At 69.8% G+C, this 20207-nt stretch carries 21 protein-coding genes and 1 pseudogene; 8 read left to right on the top strand and 14 right to left on the bottom strand.

Going from position 1 to position 20207, the window contains the following annotated elements; translation table 11 throughout:
- Positions 1–83 precede the first annotated feature (83 nt).
- From QK442_RS09985 to QK442_RS09935, 11 genes are all read right to left on the bottom strand, one after another.
- On the bottom strand, positions 84–1013 hold the full coding sequence (locus tag QK442_RS09985) for a hypothetical protein (RefSeq protein ID WP_282693518.1): 930 nt from the start codon (positions 1011–1013) through the stop codon (positions 84–86).
- On the bottom strand, positions 1010–2896 hold the full coding sequence (locus QK442_RS09980) for a glycoside hydrolase family 15 protein (RefSeq protein ID WP_282693576.1): 1887 nt from the start codon (positions 2894–2896) through the stop codon (positions 1010–1012). The genes QK442_RS09985 and QK442_RS09980 overlap by 4 nt, the downstream gene beginning before the upstream one ends.
- A 5-nt stretch (positions 2897–2901) precedes the next feature.
- Complete coding sequence (locus QK442_RS09975; RefSeq protein WP_031009558.1) at positions 2902–3096, bottom strand: DUF5999 family protein; 195 nt, start codon at positions 3094–3096, stop codon at positions 2902–2904.
- Between the two features lie 69 nt (positions 3097–3165).
- The gene (locus QK442_RS09970; RefSeq protein ID WP_282693517.1) at positions 3166–3957 is read right to left on the bottom strand and encodes a hypothetical protein; all 792 of its coding nucleotides are present in this window, start codon (positions 3955–3957) and stop codon (positions 3166–3168) included.
- Positions 3954–4745, bottom strand: a complete 792-nt coding sequence (locus QK442_RS09965; RefSeq protein ID WP_282693516.1) for a GntR family transcriptional regulator — start codon at positions 4743–4745, stop codon at positions 3954–3956. The genes QK442_RS09970 and QK442_RS09965 overlap by 4 nt, the downstream gene beginning before the upstream one ends.
- Positions 4742–5461, bottom strand: a complete 720-nt coding sequence (locus tag QK442_RS09960) for a GntR family transcriptional regulator (protein ID WP_282693515.1) — start codon at positions 5459–5461, stop codon at positions 4742–4744. The genes QK442_RS09965 and QK442_RS09960 overlap by 4 nt, the downstream gene beginning before the upstream one ends.
- The gene (locus QK442_RS09955; RefSeq protein ID WP_282693514.1) at positions 5458–5625 is read right to left on the bottom strand and encodes a hypothetical protein; all 168 of its coding nucleotides are present in this window, start codon (positions 5623–5625) and stop codon (positions 5458–5460) included. Before QK442_RS09955 ends, QK442_RS09960 begins: the two co-directional genes overlap by 4 nt.
- 276 nt (positions 5626–5901) lie before the next feature.
- Positions 5902–6369 (bottom strand): DUF6082 family protein, encoded by a 468-nt coding sequence (locus QK442_RS09950; RefSeq protein ID WP_282693513.1) that lies wholly within the window; start codon positions 6367–6369, stop codon positions 5902–5904.
- A 47-nt stretch (positions 6370–6416) separates the two neighbouring features.
- Positions 6417–7028, bottom strand: a complete 612-nt coding sequence (locus QK442_RS09945; protein ID WP_282693512.1) for a DUF6624 domain-containing protein — start codon at positions 7026–7028, stop codon at positions 6417–6419.
- A gap of 130 nt (positions 7029–7158) precedes the next feature.
- Complete coding sequence (locus QK442_RS09940) at positions 7159–7620, bottom strand: hypothetical protein (protein ID WP_282693511.1); 462 nt, start codon at positions 7618–7620, stop codon at positions 7159–7161.
- Positions 7620–8174, bottom strand: a complete 555-nt coding sequence (locus tag QK442_RS09935) for an ATP-binding protein (RefSeq protein WP_282693510.1) — start codon at positions 8172–8174, stop codon at positions 7620–7622. Before QK442_RS09935 ends, QK442_RS09940 begins: the two co-directional genes overlap by 1 nt.
- 210 nt (positions 8175–8384) lie before the next feature.
- Here QK442_RS09935 and QK442_RS09930 point away from each other — a divergent pair, with 210 nt between their 5' ends.
- The 5 genes from QK442_RS09930 (at position 8385) to QK442_RS09910 (ending at position 13959) form a co-directional block, all read left to right on the top strand.
- Complete coding sequence (locus QK442_RS09930; protein WP_282693509.1) at positions 8385–9770, top strand: Tat pathway signal protein; 1386 nt, start codon at positions 8385–8387, stop codon at positions 9768–9770.
- Positions 9771–9842: 72 nt separating this feature from the next.
- Positions 9843–10337, top strand: a complete 495-nt coding sequence (locus tag QK442_RS09925; protein ID WP_282693508.1) for a TrmO family methyltransferase — start codon at positions 9843–9845, stop codon at positions 10335–10337.
- Positions 10338–10834: 497 nt separating this feature from the next.
- Positions 10835–12235, top strand: coding sequence for a helix-turn-helix transcriptional regulator (locus QK442_RS09920; RefSeq protein ID WP_282693507.1), 1401 nt, complete (start codon positions 10835–10837; stop codon positions 12233–12235).
- Positions 12232–12939, top strand: coding sequence for an HAD family hydrolase (locus QK442_RS09915; RefSeq protein ID WP_282693506.1), 708 nt, complete (start codon positions 12232–12234; stop codon positions 12937–12939). The genes QK442_RS09920 and QK442_RS09915 overlap by 4 nt, the downstream gene beginning before the upstream one ends.
- A 180-nt stretch (positions 12940–13119) precedes the next feature.
- The gene (locus QK442_RS09910; protein ID WP_282693505.1) at positions 13120–13959 is read left to right on the top strand and encodes a hypothetical protein; all 840 of its coding nucleotides are present in this window, start codon (positions 13120–13122) and stop codon (positions 13957–13959) included.
- Here the strand turns inward: QK442_RS09910 and QK442_RS09905 are convergent.
- Genes QK442_RS09905 through QK442_RS09895 form a run of 3 tightly spaced genes read right to left on the bottom strand, consistent with a single transcriptional unit; the run spans position 13947 to position 16064 of the window.
- A complete protein-coding gene (locus QK442_RS09905; protein WP_282693504.1) occupies positions 13947–14669 on the bottom strand; it encodes an aldo/keto reductase in 723 nt (240 codons plus the stop codon). The genes QK442_RS09910 and QK442_RS09905 overlap by 13 nt on opposite strands.
- On the bottom strand, positions 14666–15877 hold the full coding sequence (locus tag QK442_RS09900; protein ID WP_282693503.1) for a cupin domain-containing protein: 1212 nt from the start codon (positions 15875–15877) through the stop codon (positions 14666–14668). The genes QK442_RS09905 and QK442_RS09900 overlap by 4 nt, the downstream gene beginning before the upstream one ends.
- A gap of 10 nt (positions 15878–15887) precedes the next feature.
- Entirely contained in the window at positions 15888–16064 is a 177-nt protein-coding gene (locus QK442_RS09895) for a hypothetical protein (protein WP_282693502.1), read from the bottom strand.
- Positions 16065–16289: 225 nt separating this feature from the next.
- Here QK442_RS09895 and QK442_RS36340 point away from each other — a divergent pair, with 225 nt between their 5' ends.
- The 3 genes and pseudogenes from QK442_RS36340 to QK442_RS09880 form a co-directional block, all read left to right on the top strand.
- A complete protein-coding gene (locus tag QK442_RS36340) occupies positions 16290–16727 on the top strand; it encodes a winged helix-turn-helix domain-containing protein (protein WP_349239641.1) in 438 nt (145 codons plus the stop codon).
- A 502-nt stretch (positions 16728–17229) separates the two neighbouring features.
- Positions 17230–19353 carry a recombinase family protein gene (locus QK442_RS09885; RefSeq protein ID WP_349239640.1) on the top strand — a complete coding sequence of 708 codons (2124 nt, stop codon included), beginning with the start codon at positions 17230–17232 and terminating at the stop codon, positions 19351–19353.
- Positions 19254–20201: pseudogene (locus QK442_RS09880) on the top strand (amidohydrolase family protein); the annotation flags it as partial. The gene QK442_RS09885 and the pseudogene QK442_RS09880, both read left to right, overlap by 100 nt.
- Positions 20202–20207 lie beyond the last annotated feature (6 nt).

Raw genomic sequence — 20207 nt, 5'->3', positions numbered from 1 at the left:
CATGAGACCGGGCACGGTTTCGAGGAGATCGAGGGCGGACCACCCGCCTCTGAAGGCGGGAACGGGTAAGCGTGCCTTGCGGATCACGGAAGTTGCTCCTTTCCGGGAGCGGGGTGGACGAGGCCGGGAAGGAGTTCCCAGACGGCGGCCAGGGCGATGAGGTGCGGGTCGCTGCGGGCGCCGCACCGCTCACGCAGCTCGCCGACGCGGTCGAGGAACGGGCCGGCGGGCCGAAGGTCTTCGGGAAGGTCGTCCTCCGTGGCGAGACCGGCGAGGACGCGCAGGACGGTGAGGTCGGCCCCGGCGAGGTCAGGGGCGAGCATCGACACCGGAGGCGGAGAGACGTGGCCGCCCGCGAGCAGGGCGGCGGCCCTGCGGGCGGCGGTCGGGGCGCCGAAGCGGCGGCCGATCCAGGTCAGGTGCCGACGGACGATCCCGACAGGCAGGCCCAGCTCCTTGGCGATCTGCGCATCCGACGCCCCGGTGAGCAGCAGCCGCCCGACGTCCCGCTGGGCCGGGGTGAGCGGGCGCGGCGTGACTGTGGCGGCTGCGCGGACCTGCGCCGCCGCGGTGCCCGGCGGTTCGGCCGGCGAGGGAGCATCGCGGGCGGTCAGGAGCCGGGGGTCGCGCAGCACGCGGTGCAGGTCGGCGGGCGAGGTGGAGCCCAGGCCGGGGGGCACGGCCCAGTGGACGTCCAGGCCGCCGGTCGTGGTCAGCGGGGGGATGCCTATGGACCTGCCCTTCGGCATGACCCGCACGCCGGGGGGCCAGTCGTCCGGGAGGACGGAGCCGGACGGCAGGAGGAAGTGCCAGGTCCGCGTGGTGCGGTTGGCGAGGACGGGGCCGGTGCGCGGCCCCAGCGCGGTCAGTGCCGGGCGGGCGAGGTCGGCTGGGACGCGGATCGCGGTGAAGTCCTCGCCGCAGCGGGCGGGCAGGGTCTGGCTGCTGTCCGGCATCCAGTGCGGCAGGTCCCAGCGGCTCAGGGCCGGACGCGGTCGGGTCCTGGTCGTCACGACTCCGCTCCCGCCGGCTCGGGGGTGCCGCATGCTTCGGGGCTCGCGGTCTTGCCGGTCTTGGCGGTCGCGTCGAGGTGGGCGATGTGGCTGAATGCCTGCGGGAAGTTGCCGAGCTGGCGGCCGGTGGCGGGGTCGTACTCCTCGGCGAGCAGGCCGAGCCCGTTGCGGATGGCGAGCAGGCTGGCCAGGGCGATGCGGGCGTCGTCGGGCCGGCCGATCGCGGCGAGGGCCTCGGACAGCCACCCGGTGCAGACGAGGAACCGGCCCTCTTCACCGGCGAAGCCGTCGGGCCCGACCTCGCCGGCGTGGGTCCGGTACCGCAGGAGGAATCCGTCGTCGGTGCCCAGCTCGCGCTGGACCGCCTCGACGGTGCCGATGAAGCGCTTGTCGTCGGCGGGCAGGAAGCCGGCGAGCAGGCCGTGCAGGAGCGAGGCGTCCAGCTCCCGCGACCCGTAGGACTGGGTGAAGGCGTTGAGGTCGGAGTTGTATCCGTGCTCGCACACCTCGGCGTAGATCTTCTCGCGCAGCGCCCGGAGCCGGTCCAGGGGGCCGTCGGCGTGGCCGGCCTCGATGGTGCGGACGGCACGGTCGACGGTCGCCCAGGCCATCATCTTGGAGTGGGTGAAGTGCCGTTCGGGCCCGCGCATCTCCCAGATGCCTGAATCCGGCCGGTCCCAGACCTGCTCCAGTTCCGTGGCGAGCGTGACGACGAGAGCGCCGAGGCGCCGGGCCCAGCTGCCGTCTGCCAGGGCGAGCTCGTGGAGCTCCATGGAGAGTTCGCCGTAGACGTCGATCTGGAGCTGGCCCGCGGCGGCGTTGCCGATACGGACCGGCTTCGATCCCGCGTACCCCGGCAGCCAGTCCAGCTCCCGCTCGGGAAGTTCCGTCTCGCCGCCGACACCGAACATGATCTGCAGGCGACCGGCGCCGCTGATGGCCTGCGCCGCCCACATCGCCCAGGAGAGCGCCTCGCGCAGGTAGCCGTACCGGCGAAGGGTGCCGGCGGCGAAGGCGTCGTCGCGCAGCCAGCTGTAGCGGTAGTCGAAGTTGCGGGTGCCGCCGATCTCCTCCGGCAGGGAGGTGGTCGGGGCGGCCACGATCGCGCCCGTCGGGGTGTAGATCAGGGCGCCCAGGGTGAGCAGGGAGCGGACGACTGCCTCGCGGTCCGGGCCGGTGTAGGTGCAGCGGGCCGCCCACGCCTCCCAGAAGTCGAGGGTGAACTGCAGCAGGGCGTCGTCGACGGGGACGGGCGGCGGACTGTCCACGTCCTCCCGCCAGGAGAGCCCGAAGGCGACCGTCTCACCTTCCTCGATGGTGAAGTCCGCGACGAGATCGGAGCCTTCGAGGCGTACGCGGGCGTCGGCGTCGAGCCACAGCCGGGCGTCTTCGCCCTGGGGGAGGTCGATGGCGTGCCGGCGGTCGAAGGCAGTGATCCGGGGCGCGGTGCGTCCGTAGTCCGGGCGGGCCCGCAGCAGCGACCGCATGGTCACCTTGCCGGTCACGCCGGTCACGATCCGCACCAGGCGCGGGGACCCGTCGCCGGGCACCATGAAGTCGCGGACGGTGGCCGTGCCGGTGTCGCAGGCCCATGTGGTCTCAAGGACGAGGGTGTTGCCCACGTACCGGCGGCTCGAGCCCGGGACGGCGGTGGCGTCCATGAGGCAGGCGGGCGCGATCTGCCAGAAGCCGTGGTCCTCGGTGCCCAGGAGGCTTGCGAAGACGGCGGGGGAGTCGAAGCGCGGCATGCACAGCCAGACGACGGAGCCGTCCCGGCGGACCAGGGCGCTGCCCTTCTGGTCGCCCAGCAGCCCGTGGTCCTCGATCCGCGGACCGGCGGCGAGCGTGGGGCCGGCGGTGTGCTGGCGGGGGATGTAGGGCAGGGCGGTCACGCGGCCACCGCCGTCGTGGGGCGGTGCGGGGCGATGATCCGGCCGTCGGGCAGCAGCTCGCCGGTGTCCTCGAAGAGCAGCACGCCGTTGCACAGCAGGGTCCAGCCCTGCTCGGGGTGGGACGCGGTCGGGCGGGCCGCCTCCCGGTCGGCGGAGTCGGCGGTGGGGCAGGCGGGTTGGTGCTGGCACATGCGGCAGTCCTTGAGCGAGAAGGAGCAGGGAAGAGGACAGAGGCGGGCGAGGCCGGAAGCGGCCGGGGATCAGGCGGACCGGCGACGATCGGGGCCGAGGATCGGGTCGGCGGCAAAGCCGTGCCGCGGCTGGAACGCCGCGTCCCGCCGGCCCCAGCTCACGCGGTACGGTCGGCCGGGCTGCGAGGGCCTCGTGACCCACAGGGGGGCGTAGCCCTCGCGGTCGGCGAGGAAGCGGGCGGCGACGAGCGCTTCCTCGCCGTCGGCGATGTCGAGGTGCCGGGTGGGGGAGCGCCCGGTGGCCGGGGCCGCCAGGCGGTAGCCACTGAGCAGGGGCACGATCAGCCCCCGCCCGGTCTCTGGCAGGCGCGAACGCTGGGCGTGCAGGGCGGCGAGGTCGGCGGCGAACGGGACGTTGCCGAGGATCTGCCGCTGCCAGGCGTGCCGGATCAGCGAGGGCCGCGTCGTGGCCTTGAGCCTGGCGGAGGTCTTCTCCAGCAGGTAGGTCGCCTGGTAGGAGGTCATTGCCCGCCGGCGTGCGTAGGCGGTGAGGGTCTTGCCGGCGGCGAGCGCACGGACCACGTCGAACCCGTCCGCGTCCAGGAGGAGCGGGTGGAGCAGAGGGGGAGGTGGCACAGCGCCGCAGGCGTAGCCGTGGTGGACGAGATGCGGCCGGACCACGGTCTCCAGACCGAAGCACCGGGCGATCTGGTCGAGGCGGTACCGCACGCGCGCGACGGTTCCCAGCCCGAGCCGGGCCGCCACCTCCGGGTCCCTGTGGCCGTCGGCGATCAGCTCCAGGACCTGCCGTTCCAGGGGAGGCAAGGAAGCCGTGACGAGCGAGGGCGTGAGGGCGGTCATGCCGCTCCCGCCGCGGTCTCATCTACAGCGGGGCTCTGCTGGAGACCGGGAGCACTCGCGCGGGCGCCGGCGTCCAGGGCGACGGCGCTCCCGCTGGCGCGGATCTCCACCAGCTTCCTTTCGGCCAGGTCGGCGAGCGCCAGGTCGACGTACGCGGCCGGCACCCGAAGACGCCTGGCCAGCGGTCGGCGGGGAATCCGGGCGGCGGGCTTCAGCGTCCCTGTCTGGATGAGCTGTTCGATCTCCTTGGCGACCGACCCGACCGAGGGGCAGGGGGCGAGCGTCTCGCGCAGCGCCCGCAGCATCTCCCGGCCCTGGCCGACGAGGACGCACGCCTGGGCGTAGGTGCCCCGGACCGACTGCTCGGGAGGGGTGAGCGCCGCGATCCACACGTCCCACCGGGCCCGGTCGGCCGGCGAGTCCGTCGTGTCGCGCCGGGTCCGGGCGAGGCTGAGCCACGGCTGCGTCGAGGCGTAGACGCGGTGGAAGGCACCCTCGATGGCTTCCGCCGGCCAGTCGGTGCGCCGGCCGGTCACCGGCCGTAGCGCGTCGATGTCGGCTGTCAGCATGGTCGCCGTCCGTGCGACGGCCGGGTCCGCCGGGCGGCGGAGAGGGAGAAGAGGCACGGTCACTCCGAAGTCGAGAACGGGGAGGCGGCGCGGTAGACGAGGAAGCCGGCGGTCTCGTCGGGGTCCGGCCGCCGCGGGCTTCTTCTGCCTGAGCCGGACGCTCAGCCCGGTCAGGCCGAGCGGCAGCAGGGCGACGACCACGGTGAAGGCGTCGGTCACGGCTCGCCCCCCGTTCGTCCGGCGGAGCCGACGAGAACGTGCAGCGCGCGCTCGACGACGTCGGGGTACTCCGCCCGCGTCCACCCGCCCCGGCGCATCGCTGCCCGCAGGTCGGCCAGGAGAAGAGCCTCCCGGGCCTCCCGCGAAGGGTCGAGGACGTACGTCCCGGGCGTCTCGAACGTCTGGTTCGGGCGCAGCAGGCCCTCCAGCCTCAGCTGGACCAAGGCCACCTGAACCGTCGTCCGTGACGTGTCGAACTCGATGGCGAGGGACTGCTGGGACGGCATTCGCTCGCCGGGCTGGTAGGTGTGGTCGGTGAGCCGCTTCCGGATCGCCTCCACGACCAGGTCGGTCGCGGTGCTGGTGCGGCGCTGCGGCCGGCCTGCGGGCTCGAGGGCCCGCACACCGGGGAACCCGTCGAGCGTGACCAGGCCCTCGTCACGCAGGACACGGGTCACGGCCGTGGCCATGAGCTGGGTCTCGCCGAAACGGGCCCGCAGGCCGGCCTGGGTGCGCACCGTCCCGGGCCGCCAGACGCCCGAGCGCAGCTCCTCGCGGAGGGTGAGGAGCATCGGAAGGTCAGGACCCGCACCTGCTCCGTGGGCGCGGGGGAGCTGCTGCGCGCCGGACCCCGCCCGGTCGGGACCGGGCATGCCGGGGTCCGCTGGGGTGAGTGCCGGGGCGGCGTTCCGGCGGATCGTCGAAGAGGCCCTCATGGGCAGGCTCCCTTCTGGTCGTCTTGGGCGTGCTTGTCGTCGTGGGGCGGTGGCGCTGCTCCTGTGTTGCCGGGGCGCCGGCCCGGCAGGCGGGGCACGATCTCCACGAGGAAGAGAGCCGCGCCGCAGAACGTGGCGACGAACAGGGCTCCCCACCAGGTCATCGGTTTCCTCCGGTCTGCCGGCCGCTGCCGCATCAAGCGGTCGGCCAGGGCACTGCCCCACTCCCTGGGGGCATATCTGGATAAAAGGGGTGCTCTTGGGGTGTGGGGTGCCGTGCCGCCCGCGGACTCCTGGTCCAGGCGAAGGGGGGAGGGCCGGCCGCGAGCTCCCCCACGGAGGTGCGGCCGGGGCGCGGACGGGTGCGCCGCCTCCCTCGGGTGAGGAAGGCCCCAGTTCAGGTCCGCGCCGTCAGGACGGCGCGGGATGTCCCCTCCGAGTCAGGCAGCGGCGGGCTGGTTCTCACGCTCGGCCCGTCCGGCTTCGTCCGCGGCCCTGGCCAGGGCGTCGTAGAGGCGTTCGGCCTCCGGGTCTCCCTCCGCCTCTTGGGCGCGCAGGTCCCCGAACATTTCCCAGTACCGCCGGGCCGTCTCCTTACCCATGATCATCGAGGCGTAGAGGCGGAGCTGGTGCTTGCTCACGAGGCCGAGCCGGTCGCGCAGGCTGAGGGTGCACAGCAGGTAGTTGGCGGACATCAGCCCCATGTACTCCTCGGCCTTCATGTCGGCGGGCGCCCACTTCGCCGCCACGCCAGGGTCCGTGAAGACCTTCTCCAGCCAGTCCAGCTGGTTGCGCGTGAGGGCGATGTCGACCCGCTCCCGCTGGTGCTTCGCCTCCTGGTGCAGACGGGCCACGCCGACGCTGGCCACAGCCGCGCCCGCGAGCAGTACTGCGGTACCGATCCTCATCAGACAGTCCTTTCGATCAGAGGTTGTGGGCGGCGTTGCCCTGGCGGTCATGCCGCGCCCACGAGGACAACGGGCACCGCCGCGCCGAAGCTCGGGGCCGCGGCCAGGCGGTCGCGCAGCCTCCCCAGTGCGAGGACGGCAGGCGGGAGTCCCACCGCGGCCCGGCGCGCGTCGAGGTCTCTAGCCGGTTCGGACACCGTCTGTAGCTCGGGCCCGTTGGGGCCAAGGCGGTACTGGGTGCCGTAGAGCTGCGGCAGGTCCCCGTTGACGAGACACCGGTCGTAGAGGTGAGCCCACTGCCGCAGGGAGGCGGTGCCCCGGTCCACGGCCTCGTGCATCAGCCGGGAGGCGAGCCGCTGGATGTCGGCCCGGGTGTCGGCGCGAAGGGCGAGACGCCACGCGGCCCTCGCACCTTCCTCTCCGACGAGCGGCACGCCGGGCCACCCGTAGTCCGAGATGGCCCGCGCCAGGAACGCGGCGTTGACGTGATCCATGTGGCGGCCGGCGCCGACCAGCTGGTCGGCCGGCTGCATCCGAGCCAGCCGGGCCCAGTGTTCATCAGCCCTCTCCGCCCGGGCGACCAGCTCGCGCGCGAGGTAGGGGTGCATCGGGGCGGTGCTCATCGCGCTCTGGGGCTGGGGCAGGCGGTCGGCGCTCACACGGCATCACCCGCGAGGCCAAGAACGTCCTGCGGGTCGGGGACGGCTTCGAAGTCGGCGGTCATGATGCTCCGGCAACGGGACGAGAGGATGGAACGGGTCGGGTCGACGAGCACAGGGAGAGGGGGCGTCACGGGACGTCACCCCTCACCAGGTCCAGGAGGTCCAGGAGCACCTGGGCGTAACGGCGCAGGTAGCCGATCACGTCATCGCCCTCGGGCATGCCCTGGTGGAGCGCACGTGCCTGCGCGATCAGCCGGGTTGGAACAGGTCGGACCCGGACCGTCGCTCGGTTGATGGTCGGCTCGGTCGCACGCCTGAGCTGGAAGGCGATCCAGGCCACGTCCTCCTCGGAGAGCGCGCCGGCCTTCAGTGCGACTTCCTCGCGGCGTCGTGGCCGGTACGGGAGGCGGTCCAGGAGGGTGCCGACCACAGTCGGGGCGTCAGGGGTTGCCGGTGCGTGGCAGGGGTCCATGACGGCGTCGATGGCGGCGAGCAGGTCCTCGTCGTCCGGCGGGTCGTCCGCAACAGACTGGCGGAGGGCCGTCACCGCCCAGACCATCGTGCTCACGTTGCGGCTCGCGGTCAGCATCACGAACGCCCTGCCAGCACGGGCGGGACGTCCAGCTCCATCCAGACCGTCTTTCCTCGGCCTGTTCCTAGTTGGACTCCCCAGTTCGCGGCTAAGGCGTCGATCAGACGCAGCCCGCGGCCCCCTTCGCTGTCTCCGCTCTCCGGCCGAAGCCGGGGCCACTGGTCCGAAGCGTCGTGCACTTCGACACGGACACGCCCACGCAGGTAGGAAGCCGTCACGGTGAATTCCACTGCCGCCTGGTTGCGGCAGCCGTGTTCCACTGCGTTCGCCATCAGTTCCTGGGCTCCGAGCGCGACGTCGTCTGCGATCGAGGACAGTCCGCAATGACGCATCAGTCGGTGCAGCTCTCGGCGAGCCCGGGGAACCACGGAGAGGTCTGCAGGGAAAACCGAAACGGCCTGGAACGGACGCTCGCCGCACGACACCGGCTCGGCGGTGGACGGGGTGTCCGGCTGTACACCGGCGATGTCGTGTTCCTGCGGTCTACGGGCGTGCACCACCGTGGCGGTGCGCGGCGGGCGGCAGCCGGCCGCAGGGTCGTGCACGTTCATCAGCTCCCCTTCTTGGCCCCTGCAGGGGCCAATTCCGGTCACCGTCCTCGCCCGTAGGCGTGACAAGGCCGATCTCGTTGCATCGCAGGAGGGTTGGAGGAATATCGTCCTGACGAGGGAACCGTGCTTGCGGGTCTGCGGGTATCCCGGCGGCCTCAGCAAGGTGATGCACGTGATGCAAGATCGTTTCAGGGACAGGGGTGCGCACTCGTGAGCAGGATGCGCAACACCAAACTGGACGCTCTCGTCCAGGAACTCGGCTTGTCGCAGCGGCAACTGGCCGCCCGCTTCCGCGTCGTTGCGGCCGAGAACGGCGCCACAGAGCTGCTTCGATGCGACCAGTCGCGCATCGCCCGATGGATCGGAGGCATGATCCCCGAGGGCCGGGCACCGCATATCTTGGCGGAGACGCTCACCCGTGGCCTCGGCCGCGTCATCACGCTCGCTGACATCGGGCTGGCGCAGGAAGGCCGAGCTGCGCTGCCGGCACCAGGGTGGAGCGTCGACGCCCTCACCACGCTGGCGACCCTCGGGAGCACGGACATGGACATAGAGCGACGCCAGGTGCTGGCGCAGACGGCCTACTCGGTCACGGGTCTGGTGCTCCCCTCCGAGGCCGAATGGCGGCAGGCTGGGGAACGCGCGCGGGCCAGGAAGCCGCTCTCGCAGCGCACCGTCACCCTCGATGACGTCGCCGGCGTCCGCGAGATGACGACGTTCCTCTCCCGCCGGGACCAGGAGCGCGGCGGGCACGGCGTGGGGCGCACAGCCCTCGTCGCCTACCTGCGCACCGACGTCGTCGAACTTCTCTCCGGCCGGTTCCCCACTGACCATGTACGTCGGGCCATGACCTCTGCAGCAGCCGAACTCGCCTACCTCGCAGGATGGACGTCCTTCGACGCGGGCGAGCACCCGATCGCGCTGCGGTGGCTGACCTTGGCGACCCAGCTCGCCGAGGAGGCCGATGACGCTCCCCTCGCTGGACACGTGCTGCGCGCCATGGCTCACCAGGCGGTCGACCTGAAGCAGCCGGCGGAGGCCGTCCGCCTGGCAGAGGGATCCCTCTCCGGCCGCCGCTACCGAGAGGCGTGCTGGCGGGAGAAGGCGCTCCTCGGGGTCGTACATGCCCGGGCTCTTGCCGCGGCGGGATACAAGGCGCAGGCCGCAGCCGCGCTCCTCCGGGCAGAGAAGGACCTCGGGCGTGCCACCGGCGAAGGCGAGGAACCGGAGCGCGTCTGGTTCTTCGCTGAGGCTAGCCTTGCCCACGAAACCGCCGCCACGCTGAGAGATCTCGGCGACTTGAAGGGCTCTGAGAGGGAGTTCAAGCGCAGCGTCCGCACCCGCCGGGCGCAGTTCAAGCGGACCCACTCCGTGACTTTGGGATACCTCGGCGACGTCCAGGTTCGGCAAGGGCAGCTCGACGCGGCCTGTGTCACCTGGAAGCAGGCGCTCGATGCGATGACCGGGGTGCAGTCCGGCCGTGCACGGGAGACCGTCGTGCAGATGCGCCGGGCTCTGAGTCCGTTCCGAACGCGGGGTGGCAGCCCGGCTGCTGAGCTCGACGCCCAGGCGCGAGCAGTGCTCGCCGACTGCTGACCGGTAGCGTACGGAAGCCCGCATCAGGGAGCGTCCGCCCGCGAACGGCGGCCAATTCAGGAGAGGCAGTACGTGTTCAAGGTCAGCAACTACATCCAGGTTCCGGTGATCGCTACCGTCGTCGGGGGCCAGACCGGTCGCCTCGACGACTACAAGGGGGGCGTCGAATTGGTTATCCGTCTCGTGCCGGAAATCCCCGAGAGTGCCCTCGAAGGGATCGACGAGTTCAGCCACGTCGAGGTGCTCTTCCACTTCCACCTGGGATCGGACGGCGATGTTGAGCTCGAACCGCGCAGCCCGCGTGGGAACGCGCAGTGGCCGGCCACCGGCGGACTCGTACACCGGAACCACCGCCGCCCGGCCCGCCTCGGGGTCTCGTACCCCCGGCTGCTGCGAGTCGAGGGCCGGGACCTTCACGTCACGGACCTGGACGCTGATGACGGCACGCCGGTGATCGACCTGGCGCCCGTCTTCCGCGAGATGCTGCCCCGCGGCCCCGTCCACCAGCCGGAGTGGCCGACCGACATGCTGCAGAACTACTGGCGGGACGCTCGCGAGCGGCCCTGAAGCGAGATCAGCCTTCGGGGCCCCCTCGCGGCCAGCCGCGCCCGCGATGCGATACGGCAAGAAGAAACTGCTCCGCCCGCCCCAGTCGTCGCGGTCGCATCCCAGGGGCGCGTGCACTGCACCGAGATCGTCGCGTAGCCGAAGGCGCCTGCCACGTGATGCGGACACGGCCCTGTGTCCTCGCCTCATGGGGCATCTCCCTTCTGCGGCAGCGGAGTAAAGCGGCCCGGAACCAACGAAGTTCAACGGGGAGTAACGAGTGCAGTGCCATGAGTTTGGAGTCGTGTCGGCTGGTAGGGCACCGCTGCAGCGATATCGCTGCAGCGATATCGATCTCCGCCTAGCCTGGTCTCACGGCTGGGGCGAGCTGGATCACGACCAGGGGAGCTGAGGTGGTCATGTCAGAGGCGCCTGGGCGGATGTGTGAGCGGTGCGGGCTGTCGATCAGCCGGTACAACCCGGATACGCGGTGTGCTGCCTGTGCCCGAACCGATGAGATGCCGACGATCCCGGACCGGGCCTGGCGTGACGAGAAAGTGCACAAGGCTCTTGCTGCCTGGGATTTCGGAACGGTCGTACGCCTTGTCCGTCGCCGATCCGGGCTCTCCCAGAAAGCCGTACGCGAGCTGACCGGCCTGACCCAGGGCTACATCTCGGACGTGGAGCGCGGTCTCAAACAGGTCAACGGCCGCGAGGCGATCATCGACCTTCTGACCGGACTTGGGCTTCCCGTCGACCTGCGCCCGCTCCTCCTGGCCCCCTTCGCGCAGGCTGAATCGCAGCGGCTCAGCGCAGCCATCGACCCGGCCCTGCCGTGGACGACGGCTCGTATGGTGACGTCACTGGACGCAGCCGTCGGAGGAGCCATGACCGGATTGAACCGCCGCAGTGTGATCGCCCTGGGTGGGGCCGGCCTCACGCAGTACATCCTGCAAGCAGCCATCGCCCCTTCTGAGGCTATGGCCTCCACCGCCCGGAACGGAATCAGCGTCTCCGACCAGCTCCTCACCAGCCTGCAGTCGACCACCGACGCTCTTCGCCAGGCTGATGCCAACCACGGCAGTGGCAACCTCGCCCGAGCCGCCACGGCACACCTCAAGGTCCTCCTCCGGCTCCTGAAGGAAGGGGACTTCACCGAGACGACCGGCCGGCGCCTCGCGGCGGTGGCCGCGGACACCGCGATCCAGACCGGCTGGTACCACTTCGACAGCGGCTCCCACGAAGTCGCCCGCAACCTTCTCCTCGGAGCCCTGCGCGCTGCCCATGCCAGCGGCGACAGCAGACTGCGTGCCGGGGCACTGTCCTTCATCGCCATCCACGGCTACTCCGCTGGCGACCCCCGCGACGCGATCACCGCCGCACGCACCGCCCGCCAGGTCATCGCCGACCAAGACGCGCCCGCCCTGCACGCCATGCTCCTCACCCGCCAGGCCCGCGGGCACGCCCGCCTGCGCGAGGAACGCCAGGCTCGCATCGCCCTGGAGGAGGCCCAGGCTCTGTGCGCCCGGGGACGCGGCGAGGACGACCCTCACTGGCTCTACTGGATCAACCCCGGCGAGATCATGGGTCAGACAGCCAGCTGCTTGCTCGATCTGGGCCGCCCCGACCAGGCCGCCCAGGCATTCGCTGACGCCCGCAACGCCTTCAGCCCGGACGAGATCCGCACCCGCGCCCAGTTCCTCTCCCGCGCCGCCACCGCCCAGATGCGCGCCGGCGATGTTGACGCCGGATCCGCGACCGGACACGAAGTCCTCGCTCTTGCCGCCGGAGTCCGCTCCGCACGGTTGGATGACAACCTGGACGCGATGCTCGCCGAAGCCCGTCGCTACTCCTCGGTGGCTCCCGCCCGAGACCTCCTGGAACGTGGTCAGGCCGTCATGAGCGAGCGTGTCGCATGATCTTGGTCTTGTGGGACATCGACCGCACCCTCGTCTACACCGGTGACATCGACCGTCGCGTGTACCGGGAGACCTTCACAAGCGTTGTCGGCCGTCCCCCGACCGCTCTGCCGGCCCGCGGCACCGGAGTCACCATGCCCCTGGCAGTCCGCGAACTCCTGCGCGTCAACCACGTTCCCGAGAAGAGCGTTGAGGCGCTGGCGGACCGCATCGTCGCCGAGCTCCCCGACCGTCTGGCCGGCCACCGGAAACTGCTGGCCACCGAGGGGGTCATCATGCCCGGAGCCGTGGACGCGTTGGCCGCGGTTCAGCAGGCGGAGCACCTGGTCCCGACCGTCGTGACGGGAAACCTGCGAGGCAGCGCCGAGACCAAGCTGTCCGAGCTGGGCCTCATCGGCTACCTCGATACCACCATCGGCGGCTATGCGTCCGACGACCCCCACCGCCCGGCTCTCGTCGGCATCGCCCAAGACCGGGCAGCCACGAAGCACGGGGCCCAGTTCGATCGCGACAACACCGTGATCGTGGGCGACTCGTTGGAAGACGTACGCACTGGCCTGGAAGGCGGTGCCAGGGTCATCGGGGTCGCCTCGGGCACCACCACCGAAGAGCAACTACGAGCAGCAGGAGCAGACCATGTCCTGCCTGACCTCGGCTCGACTCGTATTCTCCTTCGTCTCATCGGCCAGGCTTGGGCTTCCTAGAGCAGGCTGGGCGCCGTCGCGGACGTGGAACCTGGAGCCGTTGCCGTCGGGCGCCCGCACCCGGCGCCCGGCATGGGGAACGGTCCACATGGGGGGAACCTTCACCGCCACGTCCAGGAGTCTTCCCGGAGCGGCCGGCTTCAGGCACGCCGCGACCGCCAGCTTGGTACCTTCGGGCGCATGACGCTGCGTTCAGTGGATCTGCGCAAGGAGCCGGTGGAAGCCGTGCTGGCCCGGGTCGAGCGGTCACTGGGAACGGAGCTGGACCGCGAGAGCGTGGTGCGTAAGCGCCGGTCGGTCGGGGCCCGTACGGACCGTGGGACGTGGGTGCGGGTTGAACGCCGGAGCCTGGACCGGATCGGGGTACAGGGTGCTGACGGGACCGCGTCCGCGGAGGCTCTGTCCGGGATCGCGAAGCCTCGCTGGTTCGCGGGGGCGGCGTGGCGGGACGAGCTAGAGCCGGTGATGTGGCGGGCGGACGAGACGGAATTGCTGTCGGCTGCGCCGGCGGGCAGCGCCGTGATCACGAAGGCTCCAAGCCTGCCGGACGGGTGGTGGGCCGAGATGAACCGCTCGCTCGACGCGCTTGCCGCGCAGCCCACCAACCGGATCGCGTCGCCGGACACCGAGACCGTCACGCAGGACCTCGTCACCGCCACGATCCACGCCGTGTTCCCGGGCGCCGACACGGCACTGGGGGAGTGGCGCTCGGCACACGCCGATTTCAACTGGGCGAACATCACCGCACCCACGTTCTGCATGTTCGACTGGGAGGACTGGGGCATGGCCCCCCGCGGCCTGGACGCGGCGAACCTGTGGGGCGCCTCCCTCGCTGTGCCCGCGCTCGCCGATCGCGTTCGCCGCGAGCGACGCGCCGATCTGGAGAGCCGGGACGGCCGACTGATGACCCTGTTCGTCGCCGCGAAGATCCTCGGCCCCCACGCCGACCCGGACGACCCCCGGCTGGGGGCCGCCCGGAAGGGAGCGCAGCGCGCGGTGGAGGACCTTCACTCGCTCTGACGGCGTCCTTGAAGGAGCCGGCGGTACTCGGCGACCACAGGGCGGTCGACGTCGTGGGCGACGGCTCCGACAAGTTCCCGGAGGTGGCCGGCATTGTCCGTGCCGACTGCGACTGCGCTGACCTGGGGGAGATGGTAGGCGGAGCGGAACGCCGCCTGGACCTTGGTAGCCGCCGCCCCGTCCCGGAGGAAGATCCTCGGATCGAAGCGCTCCCAGATCGCGTCGGTCGTGCTGCCGCCGAAGGGGCTCATGCCCCAGACCTGCGACGGCCGCCACCGTGCGGCGAGAGCCTCGGCCGCATCGAGGACGTCGATGCCGACGAGCAGCCCGGCCCTAACCATGAGCACATCCGGACGGGGCACGTCGAAGTCGACGAGCGGGCGCGGGTCCCAGCTTGATACCCCCCACCCGCCGCTCAGCCCTGCGGTGGCAGCGTCGGCCAGGACCGCGCACGCCTCGGTTAGGGGCTCGGCGCCGGGGCGGGAGTGCTCCGGGTTGTGGAGGAGGACCGTGTCCGGTTCACGCCCGAGGTCTTTCACTGCCTGCTCGACTGCGGCGCGTAGCCGGTCCGGATCCAGGGAGTGTCCGTCGGGGAAGTATCCGACCTTGGTGGAGACCGTGAACTTCGGCAGGAGGCCACGGGCCACGGTGCTCAGGGTCTCGTGGGAGCGGTGGTGCAGGTAGTTGGAGGCGGTGTCGAGGCGCGTCACGCCGAGGTCGGCGGCTGCTTCGAGTACGTCACGGGGGTGACCAGACCGGTGTAGCCCGAGGACGACGTCTCCGTCAGCGGTTCGCACAGCCCCTCCGTGATCAGCAGGTCCGCCAGGGTGAGGATGGTCTCGTCGGCGCCGGCAAGGTGAACCGGGTGACCCGACAGGAGTGCCCGCAGGCCCGGCTCCGCACGCTCGTGGAAGGTGAGCCGCTTGCCGCCGCCGACGACCTGGACCGCGTCGCCAGAGCGCACGATCGAGGGGGCGAACTCGGTGACCGCAGCGACGCCGTCCAGCCAGCCGAACGCGGCCACGTGGGGCATGTGGCGGGCCGGCGGGGTGCTGGCCCGCAGCTCGTCCAGGTACCGCTCGGGGCTGTAGGCGGCGGCCAGGGCGCCGAGCCTGTCCGACAGACCCTGGGGACCGGTGCCCCCGGCGCCTTCCAGATCGTGGCGGAATGCCTCGTCGGAACGGGCCTTGTCGGAGAGGTAGTTGACCCAGGTGACACCAGTGCGCTTGGTGAATCCGAAGGTCACGTGCAGCGAGTGACCACCACTGCCGGAGCCGAGGCGGGTAGCGGTGTGCCAGAAGCCGCGGGGAATGTGCATGATGTCCCCGGCCCGCATGGTGCCCTTCCACAGCACCTCCTCGGAGGACGTGTGGTTGCGCTCGGCGTCGCGGTACATCGGCGCCGCCCGGGACGGTCTGCGGACCTCCCAGGACTTCTCGCCGGACAGCTGCACGGCGATCACCTCATGGTCGTCCCAGTGAAGGTGGAACCCGTCGGTGTCCCCGACCGCGAGGTAGGCGTTGGCGGAGGTCAGCTCGCCCGACCACCAGCCCAGCGCGCGGCAGACGACTTCCAGCGTCGGGTCGAAGAAGTCCACATGGTCCAGGACCACCGTGCCGCCTCCGTTGAGGATGCGCCCGAGGGCCGCCATGTCGGCTTGGCTCACGGCCTGTTTACGTCGGTTGACGTTCATGGACAGGAAGGTGGACGGGTGGACTTCCTCGCCGCCGGCGTAGCAGCGCAGCTGCGGGTTGGCCAGGTGGCGGCGCTTGATCAGGTCCAGCAGCCGGTGCGGTGTCAGCAGTCGGTCGGGCAGGTCCGGGTCCGTGAGGCGACCGCGTACGAACGCGACCCCCACGGCGCCCGGCCCGTCCCAGCCGAGAGCCTTCTCGATATGGGTGACGAGCCGGTGTTCCATGGGCTCCTCCCTACGCCTTCGGGAGGTTGAGGTCGCGGTTCTCGCCGTCGTCGCCCGCGCTGTTCTGCGAGCTCGTGACGTCGGACCGCTCGGACTCGCTGCGGTCGTGGGCGACCGCCAGTTCCTCCACGGCGATCAGAAGCGCGGGACTGGTCCCTGCCGCAGGAGTGGACGCTCCGCTGCTCATCTGCACTCTCCCTTCAGTCGCTCCCACCCGGCTCCGGGCGAAGGTCTGAGTTAACCGGCGCCCAGCAGGCAGCAGTAGGGCGAGAATCGGACACATGTGCGTATGCGGGGCTTCGTTGCTAGCCGCCGCGAGGCTGCCAGGGCGAGATCATCAAAGGTCATTAGTGCCGCATCGCTCACAGCAGACAGTCTGACGTCAAATCGGACTGGAACGTGATCTCGAACCATGCGAATCTACACGGCGGTCGGATTTGCATCTGGCCCACGTGTTAGACCTATAGCCCTGGATGGCCTCTTGCGTGAATTTTCTCCGCCCCTTCGGGCCTCAGCTTCAGCACTATTCGCCATTGGCGCCCTAAATGCTCTGGTCGCTGCAGTGGACGGCGATTTTGGGATGGCCGGCACCTCCCTGTGTCTGTGTGTCTGCGCTGCCGGCTTGTTCGCCGAAGACCTGCTGCAGCGGGACTACCGTCGGGACCGAGCTGTCCTCGCCTACGTTGCAGCGCACCCTGGGGTCGAGCCTGGGCAAGTGGCTCACGCCGTTGGCTCCTCCAAGGGGGTCGCGGCGCGCAGCCTTGAGCGGCTCAGGGAAGACGGGCTGCTGGTTCGTGGCGACGGTGACGCGGGTCACGTCGCAGAGGGCTACAGACTTGCGCCCCAATGAGTGGTCGGCCTCCGGTCGGTCTCGGTCGCCCGGGAGGGCGGCAACATAGCGCAGATTCGCCGGTTAGCCTAACCGGCGAATCCGAAGACCATGGATGTGTTCGCGTTGGCAGCACTTGGCGGTGGAGCTGGCGTGGACCCCGATGTCGCCGTGCGATGAGGCTGGCCATCGGTCCCGGAAGGCCGACCATATGTTGCGGCGAGGCTCGTATTCGTCGAGCAGCGCTGCAATGGATGGCCTCAATTGCAGGCGCTGCTCTGCGCCGTGAGCCGAGGATATTCATGGTGAAGGAAACGCATACGCATGGGCATGGCGTCCAGGGATCTTCAATAAGAATCCGTTGGATGCCACGCACTTTCACTCCAGCCGAACGTCGGCGTCTCGCGGCATTGCTTTTTGGCCCGGGCGGTCCTCGGCGTGGGAATCCTGGCCGTTAGTGAAATGAGCTACGGCAGGCGAAATCGCGCGCCATCTGTCTAAATTTCAACCTTCTGGCCGGGAAATGGAGGTAACTTCTAATATGCGCAAGATGGTGCTGCCTAGGCGCTCGCGAAAGATCCGTGTTGCCATCTACCTGCGCGTATCCACCGTAAAGCAGCTCAAGGGTTACGGGCTTGAGGTGCAGCTTGACGAGTGTCTTGCCTGGTTGGACTACAAACTGGGGAAGGGGTCCTATGTATACGAGGTCTACACGGACGGAGGTATTTCGGGAAAGCTGGCGCGCCGGCCGGACCTCGATGCCCTGAACGCCGACCTGGCGGCCCTGCGCTACGACCTCGTGATCTTTGGCAAGCTCGACCGTATTGGTCGGACGATGCGCGACATCCATCGCTGGGTCTACGACACCACGGACATTGAAGTTGTCGACGGGGGCAAGGTCCGCGTTGCGACCGCGGACGGTCGGATCGACAGCGAAGACGAGATGTTCGGCATCCAGCTCAGCCTCCTGGCCTACATGGCAGAGCTGGAACACGCCATGATCCTCGATCGAACGATGGGAGGGCGTGAGAAGAAGCTCGCCCAAGGAGGATGGCCTGGGGGGGTTGCTCCATTCTGGCTGGAGCTGCCCAAAAAGGGCGTGAACGGCCCCCCCAGTCTTCGTGAGAGTGGGGTCCGGCTGCTTGAAGTATCGGCTCGTCTTCTCGCAGACGACCTGCTTCCAGCCGAGGAAGCCGCTGTGGCCCTCAACGCGCTGGGCTATTTGACCGCGCGGGGCCTGCCTTGGACTGGCGCGAATCTGATCCGGACGTGGATGCAGACGGCGTTGGACGGATACATCGTCTATCGCAACGTTGAGAGCGGGCGAGGCTCTGTGCGTCTCGACCCCGACGGCAATCCGCTCTACGGGGAGACTGTCCACATCCCGGTGCCTGTGCCCTTGCCAGCCTCTCGAGTTCGGGCGGTGAGGAAGGCGCTTGCTCGGCGCTCGTTTACCAAGGAGAACCACAAGGACTACCTACTGTCTCGACGCGTGACCGCGCTCTGTGGCGCCCACTACATCGGCGCCCATCGTGAAGAGCGGGGGAGGACCGCGTACCGGTGCACGGGACGCCGTTCCGATCCGCCGTGCGACTGTCAGGAAATCCTCGCTGGACCCCTGGAGGAGGTGGTGTGGCGAGAGGTCACGCGCACGCTCGGGGACCATGAGAAGTTGCGCGCCCTCGCCGAGGAGTGGCTTGGAGACGTTCCCGGCGAGGTGCAGGAGTACGAGGCACGTCTCGCGGCCCTCGATGATGAGCTGCAGCGCAGCCAGCGTATGCGGAAGAGGAAGCTCGTTGCCTTGGCTGATGCCATGGCAACGGACGAAGACGGGGACGCCGAGGTGGAGCTCGAAATCAAAGCATCCATTGAGGAGGTGAAAAGGGACTTGCAGAGTAAGGAGCGGCGGCTGCGTGACCTGAGGGCTGATGCCGCTGAGCGCCTCCTAGAGGTTCAGCAGCGTGAGGCGCGGGTTGCCGAAGTTATCGATCAGGCCCTTGACGTGACCCCTCGGCTTGGCGTGCTGGAGTTCACTGAACGGATGGATCTGCTTGACCTCGTGGATATCGAGGTCCGTGTTACGAGTCATGTGCCGGGGATGGTGCGCAACGCTGGCTGCCCGTTCGAGGGATGGTTCCAGGAGCGGGAGATGCTAGTGCCTCCGCCGCTGACGGATGATGATTGGCGGCGGATCGAAGGGTGCTTTCCGGCTCCGAAGAAGAAGACCCGAATAGTTCCGCCTCGAGTCGCGTTTGAGGCATCCCTCTACAAGGTGCGCCATGGCGTGCAGTGGAAGGACCTTCCTGAAGAGGTCCTGCAGGGGCACCGACCCAACAGCATCTACCAGCGGGTCCTGGGGTATCTGAAGGACGGCGCGTGGGAGGCTGCGGTGCGCACCCTCGGTGACTACGAGGGGACTCCGGTGCCCCCCTTGTACGTCCTTCCTGACCTCGACATCAGCGGCACCTTCGACCCTGACCTCGCAACCCTGCCCGAACCGCGTTTGACCTGCGATGATGGCCAGACTACGTGTGACGGTGCGGCGGAACGAACATCAAGCTCTTCATGGCCTACCCCGGCGTCTTCTACTCGGACGACGGGCAGATCCTGCGGGCGATGCAGGTGGCCGGCGGGACGGGCGGCATGATCATGATGCACGCGGAGAACGGCATCGCGATCGACGTCCTGGTCGAGCAGGCGCTGGCGCGGGGCGAGACCGATCCGCGCTACCACGGAGAGGTCCGCAAGGCGCTCCTTGAAGCGGAGGCCACGCACCGGGCGATCCAGCTGGCGCGGGTCGCGGGCTCCCCGCTGTACGTGGTGCACGTGTCGGCGCAGGAGGCGGTGGCGGAGCTGGCGGCGGCGAGGGACATGGGGCTGCCGGTCTTCGGCGAGACCTGCCCGCAGTACCTGTTCCTGTCGACGGACAACCTGGCCGAGCCGGACTTCGAGGGCGCCAAGTACGTGTGCAGTACGCCGCTGCGGCCGAAGGAGCACCAGGCGGCGCTGTGGCGGGGGCTGCGGACGAACGACCTCCAGGTGGTGTCGACCGACCACTGCCCGTTCTGCTTCGTGGGGCAGAAGGAGCTGGGCCGGGGGGACTTCTCGAAGATCCCCAACGGCCTGCCCGGGGTGGAGAACCGCATGGACCTCCTCCACCAGGCCGTCGTCGACGGGCACATCTCGCGGCGCCGCTGGATCGAGATCGCCTGCGCCACGCCGGCGAGGATGTTCGGCCTCTACCCGCAGAAGGGGACGATCGCGCCGGGCGCGGACGCCGACATCGTCATCTACGACCCGCACACCGCACAGGTGTTGTCGGCCGAGACCCACCACATGAACGTCGACTACTCGGCCTACGAGGGGAAGACGGTCACCGGCCAGGTCGAGACCGTCCTGTCCCGCGGTGAACTCGTCATCGACCAGCGCAAGTACGTCGGCCACGCCGGTCACGGCACGTTCGTGCCGCGCTCCACCTGTCAGTACCTGAACTAGGAGGCC

This window comes from Streptomyces sp. CC208A (assembly GCF_030010625.1).
Lineage (GTDB): Bacteria > Actinomycetota > Actinomycetes > Streptomycetales > Streptomycetaceae > Streptomyces.
This window is presented reverse-complemented; position numbering and strand designations above follow the sequence as displayed.

Excerpts from the sequence above, each read along its gene's own strand:
- QK442_RS09975 (WP_031009558.1), bottom strand. The coding sequence starts at position 3,096 with ATGTGCCAGCACCAACCCGCCTGCCCCACCGCCGACTCCGCCGACCGG.
- QK442_RS09970 (WP_282693517.1), bottom strand. The coding sequence starts at position 3,957 with ATGACCGCCCTCACGCCCTCGCTCGTCACGGCTTCCTTGCCTCCCCTG.
- QK442_RS09960 (WP_282693515.1), bottom strand. The coding sequence starts at position 5,461 with ATGAGGGCCTCTTCGACGATCCGCCGGAACGCCGCCCCGGCACTCACC.
- QK442_RS09955 (WP_282693514.1), bottom strand. The coding sequence starts at position 5,625 with ATGACCTGGTGGGGAGCCCTGTTCGTCGCCACGTTCTGCGGCGCGGCT.
- QK442_RS09950 (WP_282693513.1), bottom strand. The coding sequence starts at position 6,369 with ATGAGGATCGGTACCGCAGTACTGCTCGCGGGCGCGGCTGTGGCCAGC.
- QK442_RS09940 (WP_282693511.1), bottom strand. The coding sequence starts at position 7,620 with ATGCTGACCGCGAGCCGCAACGTGAGCACGATGGTCTGGGCGGTGACG.
- QK442_RS09935 (WP_282693510.1), bottom strand. The coding sequence starts at position 8,174 with ATGAACGTGCACGACCCTGCGGCCGGCTGCCGCCCGCCGCGCACCGCC.
- QK442_RS09920 (WP_282693507.1), top strand. The coding sequence starts at position 10,835 with ATGCCGACGATCCCGGACCGGGCCTGGCGTGACGAGAAAGTGCACAAG.
- QK442_RS09915 (WP_282693506.1), top strand. The coding sequence starts at position 12,232 with ATGATCTTGGTCTTGTGGGACATCGACCGCACCCTCGTCTACACCGGT.
- QK442_RS09910 (WP_282693505.1), top strand. The coding sequence starts at position 13,120 with ATGACGCTGCGTTCAGTGGATCTGCGCAAGGAGCCGGTGGAAGCCGTG.
- QK442_RS09900 (WP_282693503.1), bottom strand. The coding sequence starts at position 15,877 with ATGGAACACCGGCTCGTCACCCATATCGAGAAGGCTCTCGGCTGGGAC.
- QK442_RS09895 (WP_282693502.1), bottom strand. The coding sequence starts at position 16,064 with ATGAGCAGCGGAGCGTCCACTCCTGCGGCAGGGACCAGTCCCGCGCTT.
- QK442_RS36340 (WP_349239641.1), top strand. The coding sequence starts at position 16,290 with ATGCGAATCTACACGGCGGTCGGATTTGCATCTGGCCCACGTGTTAGA.
- QK442_RS09885 (WP_349239640.1), top strand. The coding sequence starts at position 17,230 with ATGGAGGTAACTTCTAATATGCGCAAGATGGTGCTGCCTAGGCGCTCG.